Origin of the sequence: Streptomyces sp. NPDC090045 (assembly GCF_044747975.1) — a bacterium.
Lineage (GTDB): Bacteria > Actinomycetota > Actinomycetes > Streptomycetales > Streptomycetaceae > Streptomyces.
In genome coordinates this window covers 97502-120890 of sequence record NZ_JBIVFA010000003.1, presented here as the reverse complement: position 1 = coordinate 120890, position 23389 = coordinate 97502, and the positions used below count along the sequence as shown (strand labels likewise).

Below are 23389 nucleotides of genomic sequence, written 5' to 3'. Positions count from 1 at the left end.
CATCAAGATCAAACGGAAGGGGCGCTGACCCGCAGGTGCGGAACACTCTGATGACACCTGACGAATTCACCCTCGTGCTGTCCGACCTGACCCTGCGCCGCGTGTTCTCCGCGGTCGCGCTCGGCGCGTCCACCTCGTCCGAGATCCTCACGGCCGCGGGGCTCGACACCCCCGTGGCGGCCAAGGCCATCGGGCAGCTGACCCGGACGGGTCTGCTCGTGCCCGAGGGGCGCGGCCGGCTCGTCGTCAACGAAGGCGCCCTGGAGGAGGCGGCGCGGACCGCCGCCCGCCGCCGGGAGGATGAAGCCGCCGCCGAGCAGCCCGACGCCCGGCTGCGCGGATTCGTACGCGACCGGGTGCTGGTGGGTCTGCCCGAGGAGGCCGACCCCGGGGCGCGGCGCACGGTGCTGCGGCACGTCGGGGAGGCCACCTTCACCCCGGGCGAGGAGTACGACGAGCGCACGGTGACGGAGCGTCTGGAGCCGTGGTGTGAGCACGGAGTCCTGGACGCCGTGTCACTGCGCCGGGCCCTCGTCGACCTCGGGGTGCTGCGCCGCGCGTCGGGCCTGTACGTAATCGGACATCTCTTTGAGCACAACAGCCTTTCTTTGGAAGGTAATTGATGAACCATCACCTCCGGGTGATACTTCGGGATCCGTCGGCCGAGAGCGTCAGGCCGGCGATCACCGATCGCCCAGGGGGAAATCGACGTGCGACGCACACCTCGCATCAGGCGGAAGGGGGCGAGGGCGGGCGCGTCGGCCGCCCTCGCCGCCCTCGTTCTCGCAGTGGGGCCGACCACACCCGCCGGGGCCGCCCCGCCCGCCGCTCCGGCAGGGGCGGACCGGCCGTCGGACCGCCCCGCGTCCGCCGGCCTCACCCACCTCACCCTCATCACCGGTGACCGCGTCACCGTGGACGCCGACGGCCGCCCCGTCGGCTTCCGGCCCGCCCCGGGCCGCGAGAAGATACCCGTCTCGGTGGAACGCGACAACGGCCGGACCAGCCTCGTCCCCGCCGACGCCCGGCGCCTCGTCCTCTCCGGACGGCTCGACGCCCGCCTCTTCGACGTCACCGAGCTCAGCCGGCCCGAGTACCGGCGGGCCCCGGGGGGCGGGGACCGGCTGCGGCTGATCGTCCGCTACGAGCAGGGGGCCGCGCCCGCGGGCCGGTCCGCCCTGCGCGCCGCCGACGGGCTCCGGGTGGACCGTACGTACGCCTTCCTCGGCGCCGAGGCGGTCAGCGCGGGCGCCGACCGGGCGGCCGCCGCCTGGCAGGCCCTGACCGCCGGCTCCCGTACGCGCGGCACGGCCAGTGGCACGGACCGCGGCCTGGCCCCCGGCATCGACAAGGTCTGGCTGGACGGCGTACGCGCCGCCACCCTCGACAGGAGCACCCGGCAGATCGGCGCCGACCGGGCCTGGAGCTCGGGGTACGACGGAACCGGCGTGAAGATCGCCGTCCTCGACACGGGAGTGGACTCCACCCACCCCGACCTCACCGGAAAGGTCCTGGCGGAGCAGAACTTCTCCGTTTCCGACGACGCGAAGGACCGGTTCGGGCACGGCACCCACGTCGCCTCCATCGCCGCCGGTACGGGCGCCGCGTCGGGCGGGAAGTTCAAGGGCGTGGCCCCCGGCGCCGGGATCCTCAACGGCAAGGTCCTCGACGACTCGGGCTTCGGCGACGACTCCGGCATCATCGCCGGCATGGAATGGGCCGTCGCCCAGGGCGCTCAGGTCGTCAACCTCAGCCTCGGCACCACCGACTGGCCCGGCATCGACCCGGTCGAGGAGGCGGTCAACAAGCTGAGCGCCGACCGGGGGGTGCTGTTCACCATCGCGGCGGGCAACAGGGGAGAGCTCGGCTCCGCCACCGTGGACTCCCCCGGAAGCGCGGACGCCGCGCTCACCGTCGGCGCGGTCGACGACACCGACGCCCTCGCCCCGTTCTCCGGCACGGGCCCGCGCGAGGGTGACGGCGCGATCAAGCCGGACGTCACCGCGCCGGGCGTCGACATCACCGCGGCGGCCCTCCCCGGCGGTGGCTCCGCTGACGAGGCCGGCCGGGCCGGCGAGGACCCGGACGGTTACGTCTCCATGTCCGGAACCTCGATGTCCACCCCGCACGCCGCGGGCGCCGCCGCGCTGCTCAAGGCTCGTGCTGTACGGGACCTGGGCGTCGACCCAGACCTGCGCCCTCCGCATGATCTCCTGGCTGGTGATCGGCTCCGCCCTGACGGCCGCGCGCGCCTCACCGCCCCTCCCCTTGCCGAACGGCTGCTCGCCCGCCCCCTGTTCGGTGTCGGACGACTGCCGCACGGCGGTCGACCCCCTTTCCGGCGCCGGGCCGGGAGCCGCGGAGGCCACACCGCCCAGCACGGCCGAGCCCGCGGCCAGCGTGCCCACCACCGTCACCGCGCCCAGCACCGTACGGGCCCGGGGTACCAGACCCTTGACCGCCGCCGGGGGGCGCCGCCGGCAGCCCGCGCACAGGCAGGAATCCGTCTCCGGAATGAACTCCTCAAAAGGCGGTAGATGCATCACGGTTGTCTCCCATCCGTCCCAGCGGGCCCATGCCGCAGACGCGGGCCCGCGACCTCCTCGTGTGGAGCAAGATCGTCACAGGGCGGAGGAGGGGCTCCGGCCGCCGAAGGTCCCGTCTGCCAGGGACTTTCGGCCCGATGAACGGCGCCGGCCGCCCTACGACCGCCCCGCACGGGACGAAGGTCACTCACGCTCCGGGCACGAGCCGACGAAAGTACGGCCCCGGGGTCTGCGTGCCGCCGCGACCGTCCTCGGCGAAGACCACCCCCTGGCGGTCGGTGCGTCGCGTCGCGTCGCGGCCCTTTGTCCGTAATCTGCCGTACGGCCGGGCGCGAGCCCCTCCGCTGAGACTCCCGGGTTCGCCCCGACCAGCGTGAAGGCCTGGGGTCGGGAGCGCCGGACCGGCTTGCCCCGGAGCTATGGTTTGGCTGTGAAGCGTCGTACAAGAGTGGCTCGAGGTACGGGAGGAGTGCCGACAAGTTCTATATTCGTACGAACCATCCACGCGCGGCCCTGCTGCGGTGAGCAGGGGGAGACGAATAGCGATGGCCGATACCGACACCGCTGCAGGCACGCGGGCCGAGTCCCGGAGCAGCCGCAAGGTCCGCAGGAAGGCGCGGAACCGCAGGCGCCTGGGCATGGGCGTGGCCGTGATCGCCCTGGGCGGGGTCGCCGCCACCGCGTACGCCTTCATGGGGCGGCCCTCCGGGACCACCGACGCCGACGCGCAGCTTGCGGCGCCGGGTGCCGCGGCCGAGGGGGCAGCCGCCGCCAAGGCGACGGAGGAGGCCTGGGACGGCAAGGTCAAGGTCCTGGGAGACGGCTCCACCTCCTACACCGGACCGCAGCCGGGACAGCTCAAGCCCGAGCGGCTGAAGCCCGGTGAGAAGCCGCCGCAGTTCGTGGTGTTCTCCTGGGACGGCGCGCTGGAGGGCGACGACCACCTGTTCTCCCACTTCCGCGAGGTGGCCCGGGAGAACAAGGCCCACATGACCTTCTTCCTCACGGGCATCTACCTGCTGCCGGAGAGCAAGAAGTCGCTCTACCACCCGCCGCAGCACAACCAGGGGGCGGCCGCCATCTCGTACCCGACCGTCCCGCACATCAAGTCCACCCTCGGGCAGCTGCGCGGCGCCTGGAACGAGGGCAACGAGATCGGTTCGCACTTCAACGGGCACTTCTGCGGGCCCAAGGGCGGCGGGGAGTGGAGCGCCACCGAATGGAAGAGCGAGACGGACCAGACGTACTCGTTCATCAAGAACTGGAAGACCAACACCGGCTTCACCAAGGAGGCGCCGCTGCCCTTCGACCCGGACCGGGAAATCGTCGGCGGCCGTGCCCCGTGCCTCGAGGGCCAGAAGAACCTCCTGACCGCGATCAAGCCGTACGGCTGGCGCTACGACGCGAGTTCCTCGGGAGACTTCCAGCTGTGGCCGGCCAAGCAGGACGGCATATGGAACTTCCCCCTCCAGCTCGTGCCGTTGCAGGGCAAGGAGGTGCAGGTCCTCTCCATGGACTTCAACTTCCTGTTCAACCAGTCGGGCGACAGCACCCAGGGCGACCCGGCGAAGTTCGCAGGGTGGCAGGCGCAGGTCCGGGGCTCGTACATGAACGGCTTCAACCGCGTCTACAACGGCAGCCGGGCGCCGATGTTCATCGGCAACCACTTCGAGGACTGGAACGGCGGCATCTACATGAAGGCCGTCGAGAACGTCATGAAGGACGTCTGTCCGCGCCAGGACGTGCGCTGCGTGTCGTTCCGGGAACTTGCGGACTGGCTCGACGTCCAGGACCCGAAGGTTCTGGGCCAGCTGCGCATGCTCGACCCGGCACAGGCGCCGGACTGGACCACGCTGGTCAAGTAGTCGGCCCCGGCGGCCGCCGGGCCGGGCCCGCGGCCGCCGAGCGGGGCCGCCGGGCGGCGCGCGCCGCCCGGCCTACTTCACCGCCTTGATGTAGTCCGCCCACAGGCGCACCGCCCGGTCGCTGCCGGGCGTGTTCGGGGTGTCGCCGCCCAGACCCGTCAGCGGCTGCGGCACCAGGTCGGTCAGCGCCATCCGGTAGACCACCACGGCCGTGGACTCCTTCTCGGTGCTGGCCACGAACCAGCCCGCCGTGTTCGTGGCCGTGGTTCCCGTCTTGCCGGCCGCGCCGGAGTGCGCCTTGGCCGCCGCCTTCGCCGATCCCTCGGTGACGGCGGACCGCAGGGCGTCCGTCACCGCGCGGGCGGTCTCGGCCTTCACGGCCCGGGTCGGTTTCGGCGCATCGAGCGGCATCGCGGCGCCGTTGCGGGTGACCGAGCGCACCGAGTAGGGGTCGGTGTGCATGCCGTCGGCGGCGAACGTCTCGTAGGCGCCGGCCATGCGGATCGCGCTGGGGGTCGAGTTCTCCCCGAGTGCGAACGTGGGAATCCGAGGCCCGAGGCTCGATCCGAGCAAGCCCGAACGCTCGGCGAACGACTCCACCCGGTCGAGGCCGACATCGAGGCCGAGCTGCAGCATGGGGGTGTTGATGGAATTGGCGACGGCCTGGCTCAAGGTCACCTGACCCCAGTTGCGGCCGCCGTCGTTGCGGCCCTTCACCACCTTGCCGCTGCGGTCCCAGTACGGGCCCTCGGGCGTCTGCACGGTCACCTGGTCGTTGCCGTCGGCCATGGTGGAAGGGGAGACGGGCGTGCGGTCCTTGCCGCGCGTGCGCACCACCCCTTCCTCGAGCGCGGCGGCGTAGACGAACGGCGTGAGCGCCGTGCCGACCGGGATCGTCGTCGCGTTCGACTCGTTGAAGCCCTGCTTCAGGTAGTCGGGGCCGCCGTACACGGCGAGCAGCCGCCCGTCCGGGGCCACGCTCGCCGCGCCGATCCTGGCGTTCTTGTCGGTGTCGGGGCGTCGCCCGGCGTCGAAGTCCTTCTGCGTCTCCTGGACGGCGGCGGTCAGGGCCGTCATGCGGGCCTTGTCGAAGGTCGTGTAGATCTGGTAGCCGCCGAGGTCGAACTCGGCGTCCGGGATGTGGCCGGTCTTGATCGCGTACGCCTTGGCCAGCTCGACCAGGTAGCCGGTCTGCGCGCCGGGAGCGCCGGGCAGGGACGCGCCCGTGGGCTCGGGGAACTTCGTGTAGGTCGCCCGCTCGGCGCGCGTGAGCCGGCCGGTCTCGACCATGCGGTCCAGGATCCACGACCATCGCTCGACGGCCCGCTCGTGGTTCTCCGGACTGAGGGCGGGGTCGTACAGTCCGGCGCCCTTGAGCAGGGAGGCCAGGAAGGCGCCCTCGCTGACGTCGAGCTGCGAGACGTCCTTGCCGTAGTACGCCTGGGACGCGCGCTGCAGGCCGTAGGTGCCGCGGCCGAACCAGCTGGTGTTGAGGTAGTCCTGGAGGATCTCCTTCTTCTCCCTCTGGTTGTCCAGCTTCACTGCGAGCAGGACCTCGGTGAACTTCCTCGACAGGGTGCGGTCCTGGTTCAGGTAGGCGTTCTTCACGTACTGCTGCGTGATGGTGGAGCCGCCTTGGGTCTCACCCCCGGTCACCGCGGCGCCCACGGCGCGCAGGAAGCCGGCCGGCGAGACTCCGGGATCCGAGTAGAAGCTCGAGTTCTCGGCTGCCAGGACGGCTCCCTGGACCTTGGGAGGGACCTTGTCCAGCGGCATCTCCTGCCGGCTGACCCAGCCCGTCCGGGCCATCGTGGTGCCGTCGGCCCAGTAGTAGACGTTGTCCTGCTGCGTGGCGAACGAGTTGATGTCGTCGGGTAGGTCCGTGGTGGCGTAGGCGTACGTGACGACGCCCGCCATGGCGAGGAACGCGTACACGCAGGCACCCAGCCATTGGCGCCACGAGGGTATCCACCGGCGCCAGCCGGTGCGGCCCGGTCTCGGGAAGGCGGGCCGCAGGCGCCGCAGTTGCTTGCGCACCACATCGACGGCCGGTGCCAGGGCGCCGAGCCGGCCGGCTCCCTCCCGGGGACGGCGACGCGCCCCCGACTTTCCCCGCGCTCGCCCTCTTGCAGCCGAATCCTGCCTATCCACTTCGAATGCCCCCTGTGCTGTGCTTTCCCGCACACCCTAGATGCATTTGCTGTGAGGCCTGCCGGGTGGTGGCCGCTTCCCCGCCGCGGGCGGGAGCGGTTCGCCACCTGCGGTGAAGCGGAGGCAGGCCGCCCTGCAGACGGGGCGACTGCGCCTGGCGGCCGTCGAGGAAGCGGAACGCAACGAAGGAGTCGCCCAATTGTGCGACGATGCCGTCCCCCGGTTCGTGTGTACCGGGTGACAAGGGGAACCACAGTGATACCTAAGAGGTTCAGGCCCGCCGCCATCGCGGCCCTGACCGTAGCCTTGGCCACCGGCAGCATGTTCGCGTACTCGGCGAGTGCGGGCACCGGCCCCGAGGCGGCCGATCGAGCCACCTCCGATGCCTTCGCCCGCATGGCCGACGACGTGCTCTCCCAGCGCACCCAGGCCCTGGTCGAAGATCAGCCAGGAAACCGTAATTCCGGCCAGACGTCCGCGAAGACACGGATGTCGGCCCAGCTGAAGAAGGACGAGGAGGCCGCGATCTCGTCGCTGCGGTCCCGCAGGACACGGCTTGCGGATCTCGGCGAGGCCTACACGGACGCCGACACCCGCGTCTCCGTCGACCGTGCCATGGTCGCGGGCGGGAAGGCGACCGTCCAGGTCACCGAGCAGACCACGCTCACCTACAAGAAACTGCGCGGCGACGAGCCGGCCACCACCGACTTCCGGACGCGCTACGAACTGATCCTCACCAGCAAGCGGGGCGGCGGCTGGGAACTCACGTCGATCACGTCTCAGGACAGCGGCCCCGTCGCGATCAACGAGCCGGTGGCCACCAAGACGAAGGCCGTCAAGGACGACGGCAACCAGTACCCGGACGGCACGCCCGCGTCCACCCGGTACCCCGCCCCGGCCAAGCCCAAGGCGAAGACCGGCGGCGCCTACGACTACGCCGCCATGGGGAAGTACGCGGAGAAGTACTGGAGCAACTACAACCCGGCGTACCGCAAGTTCAACGGCGCCGGGGGCGACTGCACCAACTTCATCAGCCAGGCGCTGAAGGCGGGCGGCTGGAAGCCCGTTCCGGGCTCCACGTCGGACTACCGGAACTGGTGGTACGACAAGACCCGCCAGTCCGACTCCTGGGTCGGCGCGAACGAGTGGGCATGGTTCACGCTGTCCAACCAGCGGGCCGCCAATCTGGCCAACGTCTACCAGACGGACGTCGGTGACATCGTGCAGGTGGACTTCAACAAGGACGGGTCCAAGGACCACTCCATGATGGTGACGTACCGCAGCAATGCGGGAATGCCGTACCTCACCTACCACTCCACCAACACCTATCGCAAGTCCCTCGCGAGCATCATCGCGTCCTACCCGGACGCGGTCTACTTCGCGTACCGCACCTGACGGGTAGCCTTCGGCTTCTCCTGCCGCGGAACCCCCCGCGGCAGGAGAAGCCGTCGCGAACGATCCGTCACACCTAAGGCACCCCATGGACAGCGAGCGCATACAGACCTGCCTGGACCTGATCCACCAGGCACGGCAGCTACCCCTGGACCACGCTCAGCGCCGTCTGCTGGAACAGGCCGCCGGCGAACTCGTCCGCGACGGCCGCCTCCGACGCCGTGCCGAGGCACGCGCGGCACGAGCCGCAGCCGACGCGGAGCTGCTCGCCGCCACCCCGATGGGCGCCTGCGACCGCGTCATGGACGCCGCACTGCCCGCCCCCGCACCGGCCCCGCCGGACCGTACGCCGGACGGCGGCGGGTGGTCACGACTGCTGAACCGCCCGCAACGTTGCTATGTCTGCAAGAACCACTACCGGCGCGTCCACGAGTTCTACCACCTGCTGTGTCCCGAATGCGCCGGCGAGAACCTCGCCCACCGCACGACCCGCACCGACCTCACCGGCCGTCGTGCGCTGCTGACCGGCGGGCGCGTCAAGATCGGCTTCCAGGTCGCGCTGATGCTCCTTCGGGACGGCGCCGAGCTCACGGTGACCAGCCGCTTCCCCCAGGACACGGTGCGCCGGTTCGCGGCGGCCCCCGGCGCCGCGGATTGGTGGCACCGGCTGCGGATCGCCGCCCTGGACCTGCGCGATCCCCGGCAGGTGCTCGCTTTCACGGACCACATGCTCTCCGAGGGGCTGCCCCTGGACGTCCTGATCAACAACGCTGCCCAAACCCTGCGCCGCTCTCCCGAGGCGTACGCCGCGCTGTCCGCCGCCGAACCCGCACCGACCCCCGCGTCCCTCACCCCGCCACAGATCTGGACCGCTCCGGGATTCTCCGTACCGGGCCCACGCACCGCGCCTCTGCCGTGGACGGCGGAGCTCGCCCCGCGGTTCCGAGCGCCCTGCGCCCTGGCCGGTACCGCACCCACGGCCGATGCCCCGGTGGCCACCTCCCTGCCGCAGGAGGGCGTCGACGAGGCGGGCCTGCTGCCCGAGACGGCCGCAGCCAACTCCTGGACCCTGCGGCTGGGCCAGATCGACCCGACCGAGCTGCTGGAAGTCCAACTGGTCAATGCCGTCGCGCCGTTCCTGCTCGCCGACCGCCTGCTCCCCCTTCTCGACGCTTCCCCGCACCCCCACCGCTACCTCATCAACGTCTCGGCAGTCGAAGGCCAGTTCACCGTGCGCAACAAGACCAGCGCCCATCCGCACACCAACATGGCCAAAGCCGCCCTGAACATGCTCACCCGCACCAGCGCGGCCGACCTGGCCACCCGCGGCATCCACACCTGCAGCGTGGACACCGGCTGGGTCACCGACGAGAAACCCCTCCCCGCCCGGAAGCGGCACGCCGCCACCGGCTGGCGCCCGCCCCTGGACATCGTCGACGGCGCCGCCCGCGTCTACCACCCCATTGTGCAAGGGCAGGCCGGCGCACCCATCCACGGCGTCCTCCTGAAGGACTACCAGCAGGTCCCATGGTGATCCCTCCGGCGTCCTCAGTGGTGCGCCACAGCCACGGAGGGCCCTTCCGGTACCGCGACAAGGGGGAACTCCGTCCAGACGGTCTTGCCGTCCCGGGTGTAGCGGGTGCCCCATCGTTCGGTGAGCTGGGCCACCAGGAAGAGGCCGCGCCCGCCCTCGTCGGTGGTGCGCGCCCGTCGTAGGTGCGGAGCGGTGCTGCTGCGGTCGGAGACCTCGCAGATCAGGCTGCGGTCGCGGATGAACCGCAGGGTCACCGGCGTGCCGCCGCCGTACCGGTAGGCGTTGGTGACCAGTTCACTGACGACCAGCTCGGCGGTGAAGGCCAGCTCCCCCAGGCCCCACCTGGTCAGTGTGGTCTCCGTCAGGCGCCGTGCCCGTTCGGCGGCGGTCGGCTCCGCGGGCAGTTCCCAGGAGGCGACCTGCTCCGGCGCCAACACGCGGGTACGGGCGAGGAGCAGGGCGACGTCGTCCGGCGGGTGATCCGGAAGCAGGGCGTTCTGCACGTCCGTGCAGGTCTCCTTCAGCGAGCGGCCGGGCCGGGACAGGGCTTCTCGCAGCCGCGAGAGTCCCTCGTCGAGGTCGAGGCCACGGGCCTCGACCAGGCCGTCCGTGTACAGCGCCAGCAGACTTCCCTCGGCGAGTTCCAGTTCGGCGGACTCGAACGGAAGTCCGCCCAGCCCCAGCGGCGGCCCCTCGGGCAGGTCGGGCAGGCTCACCGTGCCGTCGGAGGTCACCACGGCGGGGGGCAAGTGACCCGCCCGGGCCAGGGTGCAGCGCCGGGAGATGGGATCGTAGACCGCGTAGAGGCACGTCGCGCCGACGATCTGCTGGCCCCGCGGGCGTCCGTCGGCAGGCTCCTGCTCGGCTGCCAGGCGGTTGACCAGGTCGTCCAGGTGGGAGAGGACCTCGTCCGGAGCGTAGTCGAGGCTGGCCAGGGTGTGTACGGCCGTGCGCAGGCGGCCCATGGTGGCCGCGGCGTGCAGGCCATGGCCGACGACATCACCGACGACGAGGGCGACGCGTGCTCCGGAGAGCGGGATGACGTCGAACCAGTCGCCGCCGACGCCGGTGGCGGGATCGGCCGGCAGATAGAGGTGCGCGACCTCGACCGCGCTGTACGCGGGCAACGCCTGCGGCAGCAGGCTGCGCTGCAGGGTCAACGCGGCCTGATGCTGCTGGGTGTAGCGGCGGGCGTTGTCGATGCACAGGGCGGCCCGTGCGGCGAATTCCTCTGCGAGCGTGAGGTCGTCCTCCTCGAACGGCTCGGGCCGATCGGCCCGCCACAGGCTGAGCAGGCCGAGGAGCAGACCGCGGGCCGTCAGCGGTACGACGATCAGTGAATGCGCGCCCAGGTCGAGGGCGCGCCGTCGGCGCTCCTGGTCCTGGAAGTACCAGCCGGGGCTGCTCCGGAGCTCTGGCTCGAGGATGGACTGCTGTTCGGCGAGGCACCTGGCCTGCGGGGTGCGAGGGTCGAAGCGGAAGACCTCTCCGTCGGCGTACATCACCCGGAGCGCCTCTGCCACGACCGAGTGGACGGCCATTCTGCGGACCGGTCCGCTCGGCTCCTCGGCGGTCTCGTCGCCTCGGGCGACCGACTCCAGCAGGTCCACCGAGACGGCGTCCGCGAGGTCGGGGACGGCGACGTCGGCCAGCTCCCGGGTGGTCTGGCCGAGATCCAGTGTGGTCCCGATGCGGGCACTCGCCCGATTGAGCAGGGCGAGCCGCCGGCGGGCCCGGTAGCGGTCGGTGACGTCCTCGACCAGTTGGGTGACTCCGAGGATCCCGCCCGCGGGGTCCTCCATCCGGAACGCCGACACCGACACCACCCGCTCGTGGTCGGGGTCGCTCCTCAGGCGGCAGGGCTGCTCGGTGAAGATCAGGGGGGCGCCCGTCTCCAGCACCCGTCGCAGCCGGGTTTCGATGGTCTTCACGTCCGGACCGATGAGGAAGTCACCGATGCTTCGGCTCCGGATCTCCGCCGCGGAGAGTTGCGTGAACCGGGCCAGTGCCCGGTTGATCCGCAGGATGCTCAGATCGGGGGCGTGGACGGACAGACCGATCGGGGAGCGCTGGAACAGACCGTCCAGGACCGACCGGTCCGTCTCCCACCGGAGCACCTCCGCCGCCGGGGCGACGACGAGCAGCCACTCGCGGGCCGAGCCGGCGCGGATGACGGCGCGGGCGCGGAAACCCAGCTCGATCCGTCGCCCGCTGCGGTGCAGGACGGGCAGGACGCCGGACCAGCCGCCGTCGCGCTCGCACGCGGCCGCTGCGTCCCGGACCACCTCATAGTCGCGGGAGTCGAACAAGAATTCCAAGGCCGTGCGGCCCAGCACCTCATCGGGCGGGTAGCCGAGGTGCTCCTGTGCGCGCTCGCTCCAGCCGACGATCCTGCCGTGATCGTCCAGAACCGCCGAGGCAGAGTTGTGCAGCGCGAACGGGTCCTCGGGCACCTCGCCCGATCCCGGCGCCGGTGCGTCCATCGCTGCCACCCTTCGACCTGCTCGACCTGCCGAACGGACCGCACAGCGGGCATCGCCGCGGCGACTACCCAGAGTGACCAGAAATCAGGGGTTGAGCAGTCGGCTCACCTTCAGTATCGCCGCGCCGCCGCACGTCGGCAGAGGGGGCGGCGCAGCCCTCGGAGTGGCATGCCACCTTCGGAGTAATGACTGTTTTGCCGGTATCTCCGTGCCACGCTGTGGTCTCGATCGATCAGGGTCGTGTGGGTCGTGTCAGCGGGTCGTGTCAGGAGACCGGAATGCACCGCTCAGGTGAGGGGTCGGATGGAAGGGAAACACCCGGGGCAGCCGCACCTTCCCGACCTGCACGTGCGTCTGCGTACCGAGTTGGCCAGGATCGACGAGCAACTTCGCTCCCTGCTGGCCTCCATGGACCGCCTGCAGGGCCTGCTGGATGCGGTGGTGTCCATCAGCCAGGAGGTGGAGCTGCCTGACGTGCTGCGCCGCATCGTGACCACCGCCATGGACCTGGTCGGCGCCCGCTACGGGGCACTGGGCGTACTCGGCGAGTCCGGCGAGCACTTGGAGCAGTTCATCACCGCCGGTCTGTCGGAGCAGGAACGCGCCGATCTCGCCGAGACCGGTCTGCCCCGCGGTCTGGGCGTCCTCGGGCACCTGATCCACCACCCCGAACCCCTGCGGGTCGACAGCATCTCGGCCCATCCGTCGTCCACCGGCTTCCCGTCCGGCCACCCGCACATGCACACTCTGCTCGGCGTCGCCATCAGTGTCCGCGGCGAGATCTACGGCGACCTCTACCTCTCCGAGCGGCGCGACGGACATCCCTTCGACGTCCATGACGAGAACGTCGTCGTCGCCCTGGCCAGTGCCGCCGGAATCGCGATCGAGAAGGTCCGCCTGTTCGAACGCGTTCGCCTCGGAGCCGAGCAATTCCAACGGCTTCTGCTGCCCACCCTGCCGGACCTGCGGCCCTTCACCGCCGCCGCCATCTACCGGCCCGCCGCCGAGCCCAGTCAACTCGGCGGGGACTGGTACGACGCCATCCCGCTGGCCGACGACGTCGTGGCGGTCGTCATCGGTGACGTGATCGGTCACGATCTGGAGGCCGCGGCCGCCATGGCCTCCACCCGCAACATGCTGCGGGCCTTGCTGTTCGACCAGAGCCATCCGCCCAGCGCCATTCTTGCCCAGCTCGACCGCACCCTGCAGGCCATCACGAGCAATCCCGTCACCACCACGACCCTGGCGCGCATCGAACCCGAGGAACCGGGCTGGCGACTCCGCTGGAGCAGCGCGGGCCACGTCCCACCCCTGCTGATCACCCCCGGGCACCCGGCGGAGTACCTCTTCGCCGAGCCCGGGGTACCGCTCGGGGTCGACCCCGAGCAGCCCCGCCCCGACCACTCCCGCTTCCTGCCTCCGGACGCCACCGTGGTCTTCTTCACGGACGGGCTGGTCGAACATCCCGAGCACCCCATCGACGAGCGTCTCGACCGGCTCACCGATCTCGCCACCCGGTACGCCGCCCTGCCCCTGCAGGAGTTCGTTCAGGCTCTGGCCGACCACCACCCCAGCGACGGGCACGACGACCTGGCCATCCTCGCCCTGCGCACCCCGCACCTCTGATCGCCGTGTCTCACCCCCGGCTCAGGAGCGCCCTGGAGGATCCGAGGGATCCGGCGGATGATGGACCTCGGGGCGATATCGATGCGGAGGTGTCGCCTGATGGCTGCTGCGCGGCCTGAACGGCTCCGGCAGGCCGGTCTGACCGCCCTGGAGATCTGCGCCGTCGCCGCGCTGTACTACGGCTCCGCCACGCTGGGACTGATCCAGCAACTGGTGGGAGGCCAGGTCACCCCGCTGTGGCCGCCGACCGGCATCGCCCTGGCGAGCCTGCTCCTGCGCGGTCTGCGGGTCTGGCCCGGAATCGCGCTGGGCGCGTTCCTGGTCAACGTCCCGCTCGGCCCGTCGATCCCGGCCGTGCTCGCGATCGTGGCGGGCAACACCCTCGCGCCGGTCTGCTCGTACGCGCTGCTCCGTCGTACGGGGTTCCGTACGGAACTGGACCGTCTGCAGGATGCGCTGGGGCTGATCTTTCTCGGTGCGCTCACCGGGATGCTGATCAGCGCGACGGTGGGCAGCGGGACCCTGGCCCTCGCCGGTGCGCTGAGCGCCGAGGAGTTCTGGCCGACGTGGTCGGTCTGGTGGACGGGCGACGCGATGGGCGTCCTGGTGGTGACGCCCGTCCTGCTCGTCCTCCGCTTCGCACGCTGGCCGAGACACGCGCGGCCGTCCCGTTGGGCGGAGGGACTGCTGCTCCTGGCAGCCACTGTCTGCGTAGGTTTCCTCGAGACCAGCGACACGCCGCTCATGTTCCTCGGCTTCCCGCTGCTGATCTGGGCGGCCTTCCGGTTCCAGCTGGCCGGGGCCGCGCTCTGCGCCCTGTCCGTGTCGACCTTCGCCATCGTCGCCGCCGCCCGCGGCTCGGGCGCTTTCGCCGGTCATGACCTGCTCACGAATATGATCACCCTGCAGGCCTTCAACGGTTCTTCCTCGCTGACCGCACTGCTGGTCGCGGCTGCCGTCAGCCAGCGCAACCAGACCCAGGAGGAGATCGCGCGAGCCTGCAGCCTGCTGTCCGAGATGGTGGCCAAGGCCACCGCCGGTGACCGGCATCCCAGGCTCCCCGATCGTGGGGGCGAGCCGGAAGCGGGCAGCGGACGAACCGACTAGCCGGTCACGGACCGGCAGCCCGGGTCCCTGCCCTGACCGGCAGGCCTGCCGGCACGCATCCCTCGGCCGCAGGTGTCGTCAGGCTGCCGTCCGACCTCGCAGACAGGCCGCTCGCGGATCAGGGTGCGCGCCTGACCTGCCGGGAGGGGATCCTCCGGGAGGGTCCAGCCGGCCATGTCGGACGCCCGAACGAGCGGGGGCGGGCGACGAGCAGGGCTGCGTCGTCGGTCGCTTCGGACGGCGACGGGTGCAGTGCCTCGGTGAGTCTCCAACATGGGCCGCTACGTCGGGGCAGCCGTCCTCACCGCCGTCACCGCGGCCCTGTTCGGCTCGGTCTACACCCGTCAGTACGCCGGCGGCACCGCGATGGCGGACGCCCTGGCGGCCGGGTTCGCCCGCGCAGCGATCGGCCTCGCCCTGTTCTGTGCGTCCGGTATCGCCCTGGCCCTGCTGGTCGGCCGCATCCGCCCCACCGGCACGCCCGCCTGAAGCCGCTCGCCCTGTGCCTCGTGATGCCGAACGGCGTACCGGTCGGGCGGGGCGCACCCCGGCCGTTCGGCCTGGGTCAGTTTCCGGCCCGGTCGGCGTAGTGGTGCAGGAAGAGGGCTTCGACCAGTGCCATCCGCTCGATCTCGGTGGGATCCACGCTTTCGTTGGGGGCGTGGATGAGGCAGCGCGGTTCCTCGACGCCCATGAGGATCAGCTCGGCGTCGGGGAAGGTGGCGCCGAGGACGTTGCACAGCGGGATGGAGCCGCCCTGGCCGAGGAAGGAGACCGGCCGGCCGTAGGCCTCCCGCATCGCGCGGTCGAGCGCGGTGTACGCGGGCCCGTCGGTTGCCGCGCGGAACGGCGAGCCGAGGCCCTCCCGCTCCACGGACACCTTCACGCCCCAGGGGGCGGCCCGCTCCAGGTGCGCTGTCAGGGCTCCGGCGGCCGCGGCCGCGGCCGTGCCGGGCGGGACGCGGAGGCTGACCCGGGCCCGGGCCCGGGCGGGTACGGCGGCGGCGGAACCGACCACCGGGGGGCAGTCGATACCGAGGACGGTGACCGCGGGGCGGGCCCACAGCCGGTCCGCGACGCTGCCGGTGCCGAGCAGGGCGACCCCGTCGAGCACGGCCGCGTCGTCGCGGAACTGCTGCTCGTCGTAGCCGATGCCCTGCCAGGTGCCGTCGGTGTCCAGGCCGTCGATCCGAGTGGCGCCGTCGGCGTCGCGCAGCGAGTCGAGGATCCGGATCAGCGCGGCGAGGGCGTCGGGGGCGGGGCCGCCGAACATGCCCGAGTGCAGGTCGCCGGCGAGGGTGGAGACGGTGACGACGACGTTGGCCAGGCCCCGCAGCACGGTCGTTGCGGTGGGGACGCCGACGGCCGCGTTGCCGGTGTCGCAGATGAGCAGGGCGTCCGCGCGCAGTGCGTCGGTGTGCTCGGGGACGTATGCCTCCAGGCCGCCGGTGCCCTGCTCCTCCGAGCCCTCGACGACCAGTTTCAGCCCGACGGGGACGTCGTCGCCCAGAGCCCGCAGGGCGGTGAGGTGCATGACGATGTTGCCCTTGCAGTCGGCCGCGCCGCGCCCGTACCAGCGCCCGTCGCGCTCGGTGAGTTCGAACGGCGGGGAGTGCCAGGCGGAGTCGTCCAGCGGGGGTTGTACGTCGTAGTGGCTGTAGAGCAGGACGGTGGGTGCGCCGGGGGGCGGCGGGCGGTGGCCGAGGACGGCGAGGCTGCCGTCCTCGGTCGGCTCCAGGCGTACGTCGTGCAGCCCGGCCTCGGTGAAGGCGGCGGCGACCCACTCGGCGGTGCTCCGGCAGTGCTCGGGTGGGTACTGGCGGGGGTCCGCGACGGAGGGCATCGCGACCAGCTCGGCGAGGTCCTTCTTGGCACGGGGCATCAGGGCGGCCACCCGGGCCGCGAGGTCTTCGGCCGTGCCGGCCCTTCCCGTCCGGCTCGTTCCGCCGGTTCCGTCAGTCATTGACGGTGTCCGAGGTCTTGAGGTCCGCGATCTTTTCCTGGTAGGCGTCGAGCTGCTCGGGGCAGTAGACCTTGATCACCTCGGCGCCGGCCTGGAGGACTCGGCTGTCGGCGATGACGGGGCGCATGCCGGGGCCGGTGGCGCCGTTGGCCATCTGGATGAGCCACAGGCCGCGCTTGAGGGCTGAATTGGGATCGGCGCAGACGGCGCCTCCGTCGGTACCCAGGACGTTGGCGATGTTGCCGGCGTTGCGGGGCTGGAAGCCCTGGGCGACCAGGGCGTCGTTCAGCTGGTTCGCCTTCTCGTGGGCCTGGTTGGTGGCCCTCTGCTGCTTGTACGTGAACAGCCCGATGATCATCATCGCCACCAGTACCACGATCGAGCCGATGTAGATCCATTTGTGCTCGGACGCCATCCGGGTGGGGCTCATGCCGCGCCTCCTTCCACCTGGGCCGCGTCGGCATCGGGCTGCCGCCAGCCGGGCTTGCGGGCCTTGAGGAAGGCGAACGGGATGACCACGCCGAGCAGCAGCAGGCCGCCGCCGACGATGCCGACGTACGCCCAGACGCTGCCGCCGCCGAACTGCGAGGACGGGATGAAGCCGATCGCCATGGCCAGGGCCGAGGCGACGAAGCCCACCCAGCAGATGGTCTTGAGCATCGGGGCCCGGTAGCCGCGGGGGTGGTCGGGAAACTTCTTGCGGAGCTGGATCGCGGCCATGAACATCAGCAGGTACATGATCAGATATACCTGCGTGGTGATGACCGAGAAGATCCAGTAGACGCTGGAGACGTCGGGGATCAGCGCGTACATCAGGGCGATGACCGTGGTGACGACGCCCTGGGTGACGAGGATGTTCTGCTGGATCCCGTGGCCGTTGAGCTTCTGGAGGAAGGGCGGCAGATAGCCCTCCTCGCGGGAGATCAACAGCAGGCCCTTGGAGGGGCCGGCCAGCCAGGTGAGCATGCCGCCGAGCGAGGCGGCGCACAGCGCGAACGCGACGATCGGCACCAGCCAGCCGATGTGGAAGTACTGGAAGAAGGCGTCGAAGGCCTGCATCACGCCGGCGGTCAGGCTGAGCTGGCTCGCCGGGATGACCCAGCTGATGGCCAGGGCCGGGAGGATGAAGATCAGCAGGACCATGCCCATGGCCAGGAACATCGACTTCGGGAACTCCTTGGCCGGGTCCCGCAGCTTGTTCACGTGGACCGCGTTCATCTCCATGCCGGAGTAGCTGAGGAAGTTGTTCACGATCAGCACCAGGCTGGCGATACCGGTCCACTCCGGGAGGATGTGCGACGCGGTCATCGGCGCGGCGGAGGGGTTGCCCTGCCCGAGGAAGACGGCGCCGAGGACCACGAGCAGCGTGCCGGGGATCAGCGTGCCGATGACCAGGCCCCAGGAGGCCAGGCCCGCGACGGCGTTGGTGCCGCGCGAGGAGACCCATACGCCGGTCCAGTACAGGACCATGATGACGACGGCCGTGTACAGGCCGTTGCTGGCCAGGGCGGGGTCGATCACGTAGGCGATGGTGCTGGCCACGTACGCGAGCAGGCTCGGGTAGTAGAAGATCGTCATGGCGAACTGGCACCAGACGGCGAGGAAGCCGAGCGGCTTCGACAGACCCTGCGCAACCCAGTTGTAGACCCCGCCCTTCCACCCGGAGGCCAGTTCCGCAGAGACCAGCGCGGTCGGCAGCAGGAACACGACGGCCGGCACCAGGTAGAGGAAGACGCAGGCGAGGCCGTACACCGCCATGGTGGGCGAGGCCCGCAGACTCGCGACCGAGCTGGTCGTCATCATGGCCAGCGTCAGCCAGGTGATCTTCTGCGAGCCGAGCGCCGTGCGAGCCGCACCGGCCGTCCTGGCCCTGCCCGCCCGTTCGGCGCCGTCCGCCGGTACATCCGCCGTACCCATCGGATACCTCCTCGCTGCCGGCCCGGCCAGCACCGTGCGTTTCATCCTCATCTCCACGGGCCACCGCCGCACGTCCGGCTGGGCTACCCGGGAACCATCGGCATCCGCTGTGCGGTCGCTCCCGGCGGCGCGGTTGTACCAGGTGCGGTCGAACAGGACGGTCTCGCGCCTCCCTTGCCCGCTGCGTCGGTCACGGTGGGCATCTGCGCGCAACGACGCCCATCGGGCCCGGGCGTGTCGATACGCTGACCGTGGATCGGGCAAGCGAGCGGGCCGTCGGAGGGGAAGCGCGTGGGTGTGGGGGATCCGTTGACCCGGGTACCGCGGATGCGGCTGGACGAGCTGCTGGACGAGCTCCAAGTGCGCATCGACGCCGTGCGCGGCACCCGTGACCGGGTACACAGCCTCCTGGAGGCCGTGGTGTCGGTGGGGCGGGAGCTGGATCTCGCCCAGGTGCTCCGGCGGATCGTGGAGGCGGCCGCGCTGCTCGTCGACGCCGAATACGGCGCGCTGGGAGTGATCGGCCCCGACGGCCGCACGCTCTCGCAGTTCCTGACCGTGGGACTCACGGATGCGGAGATCGCCGGCATCGGTCCCCTGCCGGCCGGCCACGGCCTGCTCGGGGAGGTCATCCACCATCCGGAGGCACTGCGCCTGACCGATCTCGGCGCGCACTCCTCTTCCTACGGCTTTCCGGCACATCACCCGCCCATGCGTACCTTCCTCGGTGTACCGATCCGGGTCCGCGACGAGGTGTTCGGCAACCTCTACCTGACCGACAAGCGCGGCGGAATCGACTTCGACACCGAGGACGAGACGGTCATCTCCACCCTCTCGGTGGCGGCGGGCGTGGCGATCGACAACGCGCGACTCTACGAGGGCTCGCAGCGCCAGCAGCGATGGCTCAAGGCCAATGCGGAGATCACCGAGAGCCTGCTGTCCGGCAGCTCCCGCCCGGCGGTGCTGGAGCTCATCGCCCGCCGCGCACAAGGGATCACCGCGGCACGCCTCGCGGAGATCTCCATGCCCGTGGCCGGTATCGACGAGCTGGTCGTGGAGTTCGCGACCGGTACGGACGCGGGCGCGCGGCAAGGCCTCGTCGTCCCCTTCGTCGGCACGCTCTCCGGAGCCGCGCACCGGGCCGGCAAGCCCGTGACGGCCGTGCTGGCCTCGGCCGACGAACGCTACCCGGCCGAGGCCCAGGTGCAGGACGGACTGGGGCCCGCCGTGGCCGTGCCGTTGGGCACGGCGGGCGGCGAGAGCAGGGGCGTCCTGCTGCTTGCGCGCGCTGCGGGAGAACCGGCGTTCGGCGAGGGCGAGCTGGAGCCCTTGGTCGCCTTCGCAGGTCAGGCCGCACTCGCCCTGGAGCTGGCGGAGCGGCGCCGGGACGCCGAGCAGATAGCGCTGCTGGAGGAGCGTGACCGGATCGCCCGCGACCTGCACGACCTGGCCATCCAGCGGCTCTTCGCCACTGCCATGACCTTGCAGAGCGCCGCCCGGCTCGTCGAGCACGAAGGGGCGGCCGAGAGGGTCGGCCGGGCGGTCGACGACCTGGACGAAACCATCAAGATCATCCGATCGACGATCTTCGGGCTGCGCACCAAGGACCGCGAGAGCGACCCCGGTCTGCGGGCGCGCGCCGCCCGGGCCGTCGGCGACGCGGCCACCGCCCTCCGTCACCCACCACGCCTGAGCATGGAGGGCCTGCTCGACACCGACGTACCACCGCAGATCGCCGACCACGTCATGGCCGTACTGGGCGAGCTCCTCAGCAACGCCGCCCGCCACTCACAGGCGACCCGGGTCGCCGTGACCCTCAAGGCGGGCCAGGGCGAGGTCGTGCTGGCCGTCTCGGACAACGGGAAGGGCATTCCGGCCCAGGGGCGCAGAAGCGGCCTGCGCAACCTCGACGAGCGGGCACAGTGCCTGGGCGGGTCCTTCACCCACGAGACTCCTGACGAGGGTGGCACCAGGCTCGTCTGGCGGGCGCCTATCCCCACCCGGAGCTGAGGAGGGGGGCGTCAGCCCCGGACCGCCGGCTCCAGCCGCGTCGGGCCCGCCTCCAGCCGGAACCGGTGACCCTCGCCTGCGACGAGATCGGGCGGCCGTCGGCTCACCGAACCGACCGCCGGGTCCCCGTACGGCTTCCTGATCCGTGGTGCGTGCCTCACGACACGACGAACTGCAGGTCGCGGTCGGCAGCGAGCACCCGCATGGACTTGGCCACCAGGGGCGGCACATCGCAGAGCAGGAGCCGCGTTCCCTCCGCACGGCAGCGACGGTGCAGACCGACGAAGAGGTCGATGCCCGCACTGTCGCAGAAGGAGAGGCCGCACAGGTCCAGGACGAGGTTCCGGTGGCCGGATCCGGCAAGTTCGCGCAGGCGCGGCCCCACTTGCTCCGCCGTGTAGAAGTCGAGCTCTCCGGCCAGGGCCATTCTCAGGCCGCGGTCGTCGCGTGCCACGGTCTTCAGGTCGATCAAGGCGGTCGTCATGACGTCCTCCGCGTTGCGTGCGGCTCCGTCGAGTCGCGCCGTTCCCCGTGCGCCATCAGTTCATCCGGTTCCGAGTGCACTCGGAAAGGCCCGGCAGGCCCTTCGACAGGGCCGAAGGTCCCTCTTCCCATGGCCCGACCGGTACCCGCTGCGCGAGCGGCCCCGCCGATGAAGGCCGATCGGCCCTGTCCCTTCGGCCCGTACAGAAGGCAGGATGCCGGTGTTCGTGCGCCCAGGACGGACCCAGGCGAAGGAGTTGCGTCATGACCGGCAGCAGTGCCTCCTCCCCCGCGACGGAGCCCATCAGCGTCTTCCTGCTCGACGACCACGAAGTCGTCCGCCGAGGGGTGCACGACCTGCTGGACGCGGAGCCCGACTTCACCGTGGTCGGTGAGGCGGGCACGGCGGAACAGGCGCTGATCCGCATCCCCGCACTGCGCCCCCGGGTCGCGATCCTGGACGTACGGCTCCAGGACGGCGACGGGGTGAGCGTGTGCCGGGAGCTGCGCTCGCGGATGCCCGGGCTGGCCTGCCTGATGCTCACGTCGTTCGACGACGAGGAGGCACTGCTGGACGCCGTGATGGCCGGGGCCTCCGGCTACGTCCTGAAGCAGATCACCGGCACCGACCTGGTGACCGCGGTCCGGACGGTGGCCTCCGGCCAGTCGATGCTCGACCCGGGCGCCACGACGCGGCTGATGGCCCGCATGCGCGGCGACGTGCCGAAGGAGGAACAGGTCCCGGGACTCCCGGGCTTCACGGACCGGGAGAAGGAGATCCTCCTGATGGTCAGTGAGGGTCTCACCAACCGGGAGATCGGCAAGCGGCTCCACCTCGCGGAGAAGACCGTCAAGAACATCATTTCGCGGCTCTTCATCAAGCTCGGCGTGGAGCGGCGCGTCCAGGCCGCGGTGATCGCCAGTCATGCACTGACCCCACCCGGCCGGCACCCGATCCCGGCCGCGGAGTAGGAACCGTCCGCGGGAGGAGCCGGGTACGCCGTACGATCGCCGGCCCGGCTTCACCGTCGGCCCGCCGACGGCTCCAGCACCTGATCCGGCGCGGCCTTCTCGAACGGCTCCAGCCCGCCGAACCGGACAACAACGGCTTCTCCCACCAGGGCCCCGGCTTCGTCGACCACGTCCCGAACAAGGGCCCCGAGGTCGTCCGGGGCTGCCTTTCGACCGGCTGCCGATCGGCGAGACCCGCACCCACGTGACGCGCTGCGCCGACGTCTGGGAGTGGGCCGGCACCGACCGCGGCTCCCGCGCACCGGACGTCGTACTCGCCTGCGCCGGCGACGTGCCCACGGGGGAGGTGCCGGCCGCTGCGGTCCTGCTCCGCGAGCACCTCCCCTCGCCGTACTGAGCGCGCGCCAAGCGGTGCCGAACGGGCCGCACGGGGCGGTGGCGGCCGCGAGGGAGCCGGTCATGGGCGAGGGTCGCCTCGCTGCTACCGCAACAGACTCACCAACCGAGATGACCTCCTAGCGGGTGCCTCTGACCTCGTCCTGAGACAATCCGAGTGGAAGCATGCGCAGCGTCATCGGGATCAGGCGGCGAACATGTCCGACGTACCGAGCGCCTCCGCGGAGGCCCCCGTCAAGGTGTTCCTCCTCGACGATCACGAGGTGGTCCGGCGCGGGCTGCGGGACCTCCTCGATGCCGAGGCGGACATCACCGTGGTGGGCGAAGCGGGCACGGCTGAGCAGGCCCTGGCCCGCGGGCCGGCGCTCCGCCCGGACGTCGCCGTCCTCGACGTACGGCTGCCCGACGGTGACGGAATCGCGGTCTGCCGGGAACTGCGCTCCCGCATGCCGGACCTGGCCTGCCTGATGCTGACGTCGTTCGACGACGAGGACGCCCTGCTGGACGCGATCATGGCAGGGGCCGCCGGGTACGTGCTGAAGCAGATCAAGGGGTCCGACCTGGTCTCCGCCATTCGTACGGTCGCCACAGGGCAGTCCATGCTCGACCCGGCCACGACCGCCCGCCTGATGCGCTCACTGCGCGACCCCGAAGCCGCCAAGGTGCCCGAGGACACCCAGCTGGCCGCCCTCTCCGAACGGGAGCGCGCCGTCCTCGAACTGATCGGCGACGGCCTCACCAACCGCCAGATCGCGAAACGGCTCTACCTGTCGGAGAAGACCGTCAAGAACCACGTCTCCCGGCTGCTGGGCAAACTGGGAGTCGAACGGCGGGTCCAGGCAGCAGTCATCGCCGCCCAGGTCCACGAGCAAGGACACGCAGGTGACGGGAGGTCCCCGAGGCACTGACCACCTGGACGTCCATGTCCACGGGCCTCGGCGTCG

The 23389-nt window shown here is 71.1% G+C and carries 16 protein-coding genes and 2 pseudogenes; 12 read left to right on the top strand and 6 right to left on the bottom strand.

Features of this window, described 5'->3' with window-relative positions:
* Positions 1 to 50: 50 nt before the first annotated feature.
* From ACIPYQ_RS09540 to ACIPYQ_RS09530, 3 genes and pseudogenes are all read left to right on the top strand, one after another.
* Complete coding sequence (locus ACIPYQ_RS09540; RefSeq protein ID WP_401248013.1) at positions 51 to 623, top strand: DUF2087 domain-containing protein; 573 nt, start codon at positions 51 to 53, stop codon at positions 621 to 623.
* A 105-nt stretch (positions 624 to 728) separates the two neighbouring features.
* A pseudogene (locus tag ACIPYQ_RS09535) lies at positions 729 to 2156 on the top strand (S8 family serine peptidase); the annotation flags it as partial.
* A 935-nt stretch (positions 2157 to 3091) separates the two neighbouring features.
* Positions 3092 to 4411 carry a hypothetical protein gene (locus tag ACIPYQ_RS09530; RefSeq protein ID WP_361759449.1) on the top strand — a complete coding sequence of 440 codons (1320 nt, stop codon included), beginning with the start codon at positions 3092 to 3094 and terminating at the stop codon, positions 4409 to 4411.
* 72 nt (positions 4412 to 4483) lie between these two features.
* Here ACIPYQ_RS09530 and ACIPYQ_RS09525 read toward each other — a convergent pair whose 3' ends face one another.
* Positions 4484 to 6448 (bottom strand): transglycosylase domain-containing protein, encoded by a 1965-nt coding sequence (locus ACIPYQ_RS09525; RefSeq protein WP_401248010.1) that lies wholly within the window; start codon positions 6446 to 6448, stop codon positions 4484 to 4486.
* 435 nt (positions 6449 to 6883) lie between these two features.
* On the opposite strand from ACIPYQ_RS09525, the gene ACIPYQ_RS09520 reads away from it, so the two are divergent.
* Together ACIPYQ_RS09520 and ACIPYQ_RS09515 are read left to right on the top strand one after the other, a co-directional pair.
* Complete coding sequence (locus tag ACIPYQ_RS09520) at positions 6884 to 7957, top strand: amidase domain-containing protein (protein ID WP_401248007.1); 1074 nt, start codon at positions 6884 to 6886, stop codon at positions 7955 to 7957.
* An 85-nt stretch (positions 7958 to 8042) separates the two neighbouring features.
* The gene (locus ACIPYQ_RS09515) at positions 8043 to 9488 is read left to right on the top strand and encodes an SDR family NAD(P)-dependent oxidoreductase (RefSeq protein WP_401248004.1); all 1446 of its coding nucleotides are present in this window, start codon (positions 8043 to 8045) and stop codon (positions 9486 to 9488) included.
* Between the two features lie 14 nt (positions 9489 to 9502).
* On the opposite strand, the gene ACIPYQ_RS09510 is transcribed toward ACIPYQ_RS09515, so the two are convergent.
* Positions 9503 to 11971 (bottom strand): SpoIIE family protein phosphatase, encoded by a 2469-nt coding sequence (locus ACIPYQ_RS09510; protein WP_401248001.1) that lies wholly within the window; start codon positions 11969 to 11971, stop codon positions 9503 to 9505.
* A 303-nt stretch (positions 11972 to 12274) separates the two neighbouring features.
* On the opposite strand from ACIPYQ_RS09510, the gene ACIPYQ_RS09505 reads away from it, so the two are divergent.
* From ACIPYQ_RS09505 to ACIPYQ_RS09495, 3 genes are all read left to right on the top strand, one after another.
* Positions 12275 to 13597: a PP2C family protein-serine/threonine phosphatase gene (locus ACIPYQ_RS09505; protein ID WP_401247998.1), complete on the top strand. Its 1323-nt coding sequence runs from the start codon at positions 12275 to 12277 to the stop codon at positions 13595 to 13597.
* Positions 13598 to 13696: 99 nt separating this feature from the next.
* Complete coding sequence (locus tag ACIPYQ_RS09500; RefSeq protein WP_401247995.1) at positions 13697 to 14704, top strand: MASE1 domain-containing protein; 1008 nt, start codon at positions 13697 to 13699, stop codon at positions 14702 to 14704.
* Between the two features lie 273 nt (positions 14705 to 14977).
* Positions 14978 to 15193 (top strand): hypothetical protein, encoded by a 216-nt coding sequence (locus ACIPYQ_RS09495; RefSeq protein WP_401247993.1) that lies wholly within the window; start codon positions 14978 to 14980, stop codon positions 15191 to 15193.
* Between the two features lie 76 nt (positions 15194 to 15269).
* Here ACIPYQ_RS09495 and ACIPYQ_RS09490 read toward each other — a convergent pair whose 3' ends face one another.
* Genes ACIPYQ_RS09490 through ACIPYQ_RS09480 form a run of 3 tightly spaced genes read right to left on the bottom strand, consistent with a single transcriptional unit; the run spans position 15270 to position 18584 of the window.
* Positions 15270 to 16667 carry a dipeptidase gene (locus ACIPYQ_RS09490; RefSeq protein ID WP_401247991.1) on the bottom strand — a complete coding sequence of 466 codons (1398 nt, stop codon included), beginning with the start codon at positions 16665 to 16667 and terminating at the stop codon, positions 15270 to 15272.
* A complete protein-coding gene (locus tag ACIPYQ_RS09485) occupies positions 16660 to 17097 on the bottom strand; it encodes a hypothetical protein (protein ID WP_401247989.1) in 438 nt (145 codons plus the stop codon). Before ACIPYQ_RS09485 ends, ACIPYQ_RS09490 begins: the two co-directional genes overlap by 8 nt.
* On the bottom strand, positions 17094 to 18584 hold the full coding sequence (locus tag ACIPYQ_RS09480) for an APC family permease (RefSeq protein ID WP_401247986.1): 1491 nt from the start codon (positions 18582 to 18584) through the stop codon (positions 17094 to 17096). The genes ACIPYQ_RS09485 and ACIPYQ_RS09480 overlap by 4 nt, the downstream gene beginning before the upstream one ends.
* A 327-nt stretch (positions 18585 to 18911) precedes the next feature.
* On the opposite strand from ACIPYQ_RS09480, the gene ACIPYQ_RS09475 reads away from it, so the two are divergent.
* On the top strand, positions 18912 to 20594 hold the full coding sequence (locus ACIPYQ_RS09475) for a GAF domain-containing protein (protein ID WP_401249313.1): 1683 nt from the start codon (positions 18912 to 18914) through the stop codon (positions 20592 to 20594).
* A gap of 157 nt (positions 20595 to 20751) precedes the next feature.
* Here ACIPYQ_RS09475 and ACIPYQ_RS09470 read toward each other — a convergent pair whose 3' ends face one another.
* Complete coding sequence (locus ACIPYQ_RS09470; RefSeq protein ID WP_401247984.1) at positions 20752 to 21078, bottom strand: STAS domain-containing protein; 327 nt, start codon at positions 21076 to 21078, stop codon at positions 20752 to 20754.
* 263 nt (positions 21079 to 21341) lie between these two features.
* Between ACIPYQ_RS09470 and ACIPYQ_RS09465 the strand changes: the two genes are divergently transcribed.
* From ACIPYQ_RS09465 to ACIPYQ_RS09455, 3 genes and pseudogenes are all read left to right on the top strand, one after another.
* Positions 21342 to 22049: a response regulator transcription factor gene (locus tag ACIPYQ_RS09465; RefSeq protein WP_361770717.1), complete on the top strand. Its 708-nt coding sequence runs from the start codon at positions 21342 to 21344 to the stop codon at positions 22047 to 22049.
* Between the two features lie 125 nt (positions 22050 to 22174).
* Positions 22175 to 22434, top strand: a pseudogene (locus ACIPYQ_RS09460) (phosphoketolase); the annotation flags it as partial.
* A gap of 208 nt (positions 22435 to 22642) precedes the next feature.
* Entirely contained in the window at positions 22643 to 23353 is a 711-nt protein-coding gene (locus tag ACIPYQ_RS09455; RefSeq protein WP_401247981.1) for a response regulator, read from the top strand.
* The last annotated feature ends 36 nt before the right edge of the window (positions 23354 to 23389 follow it).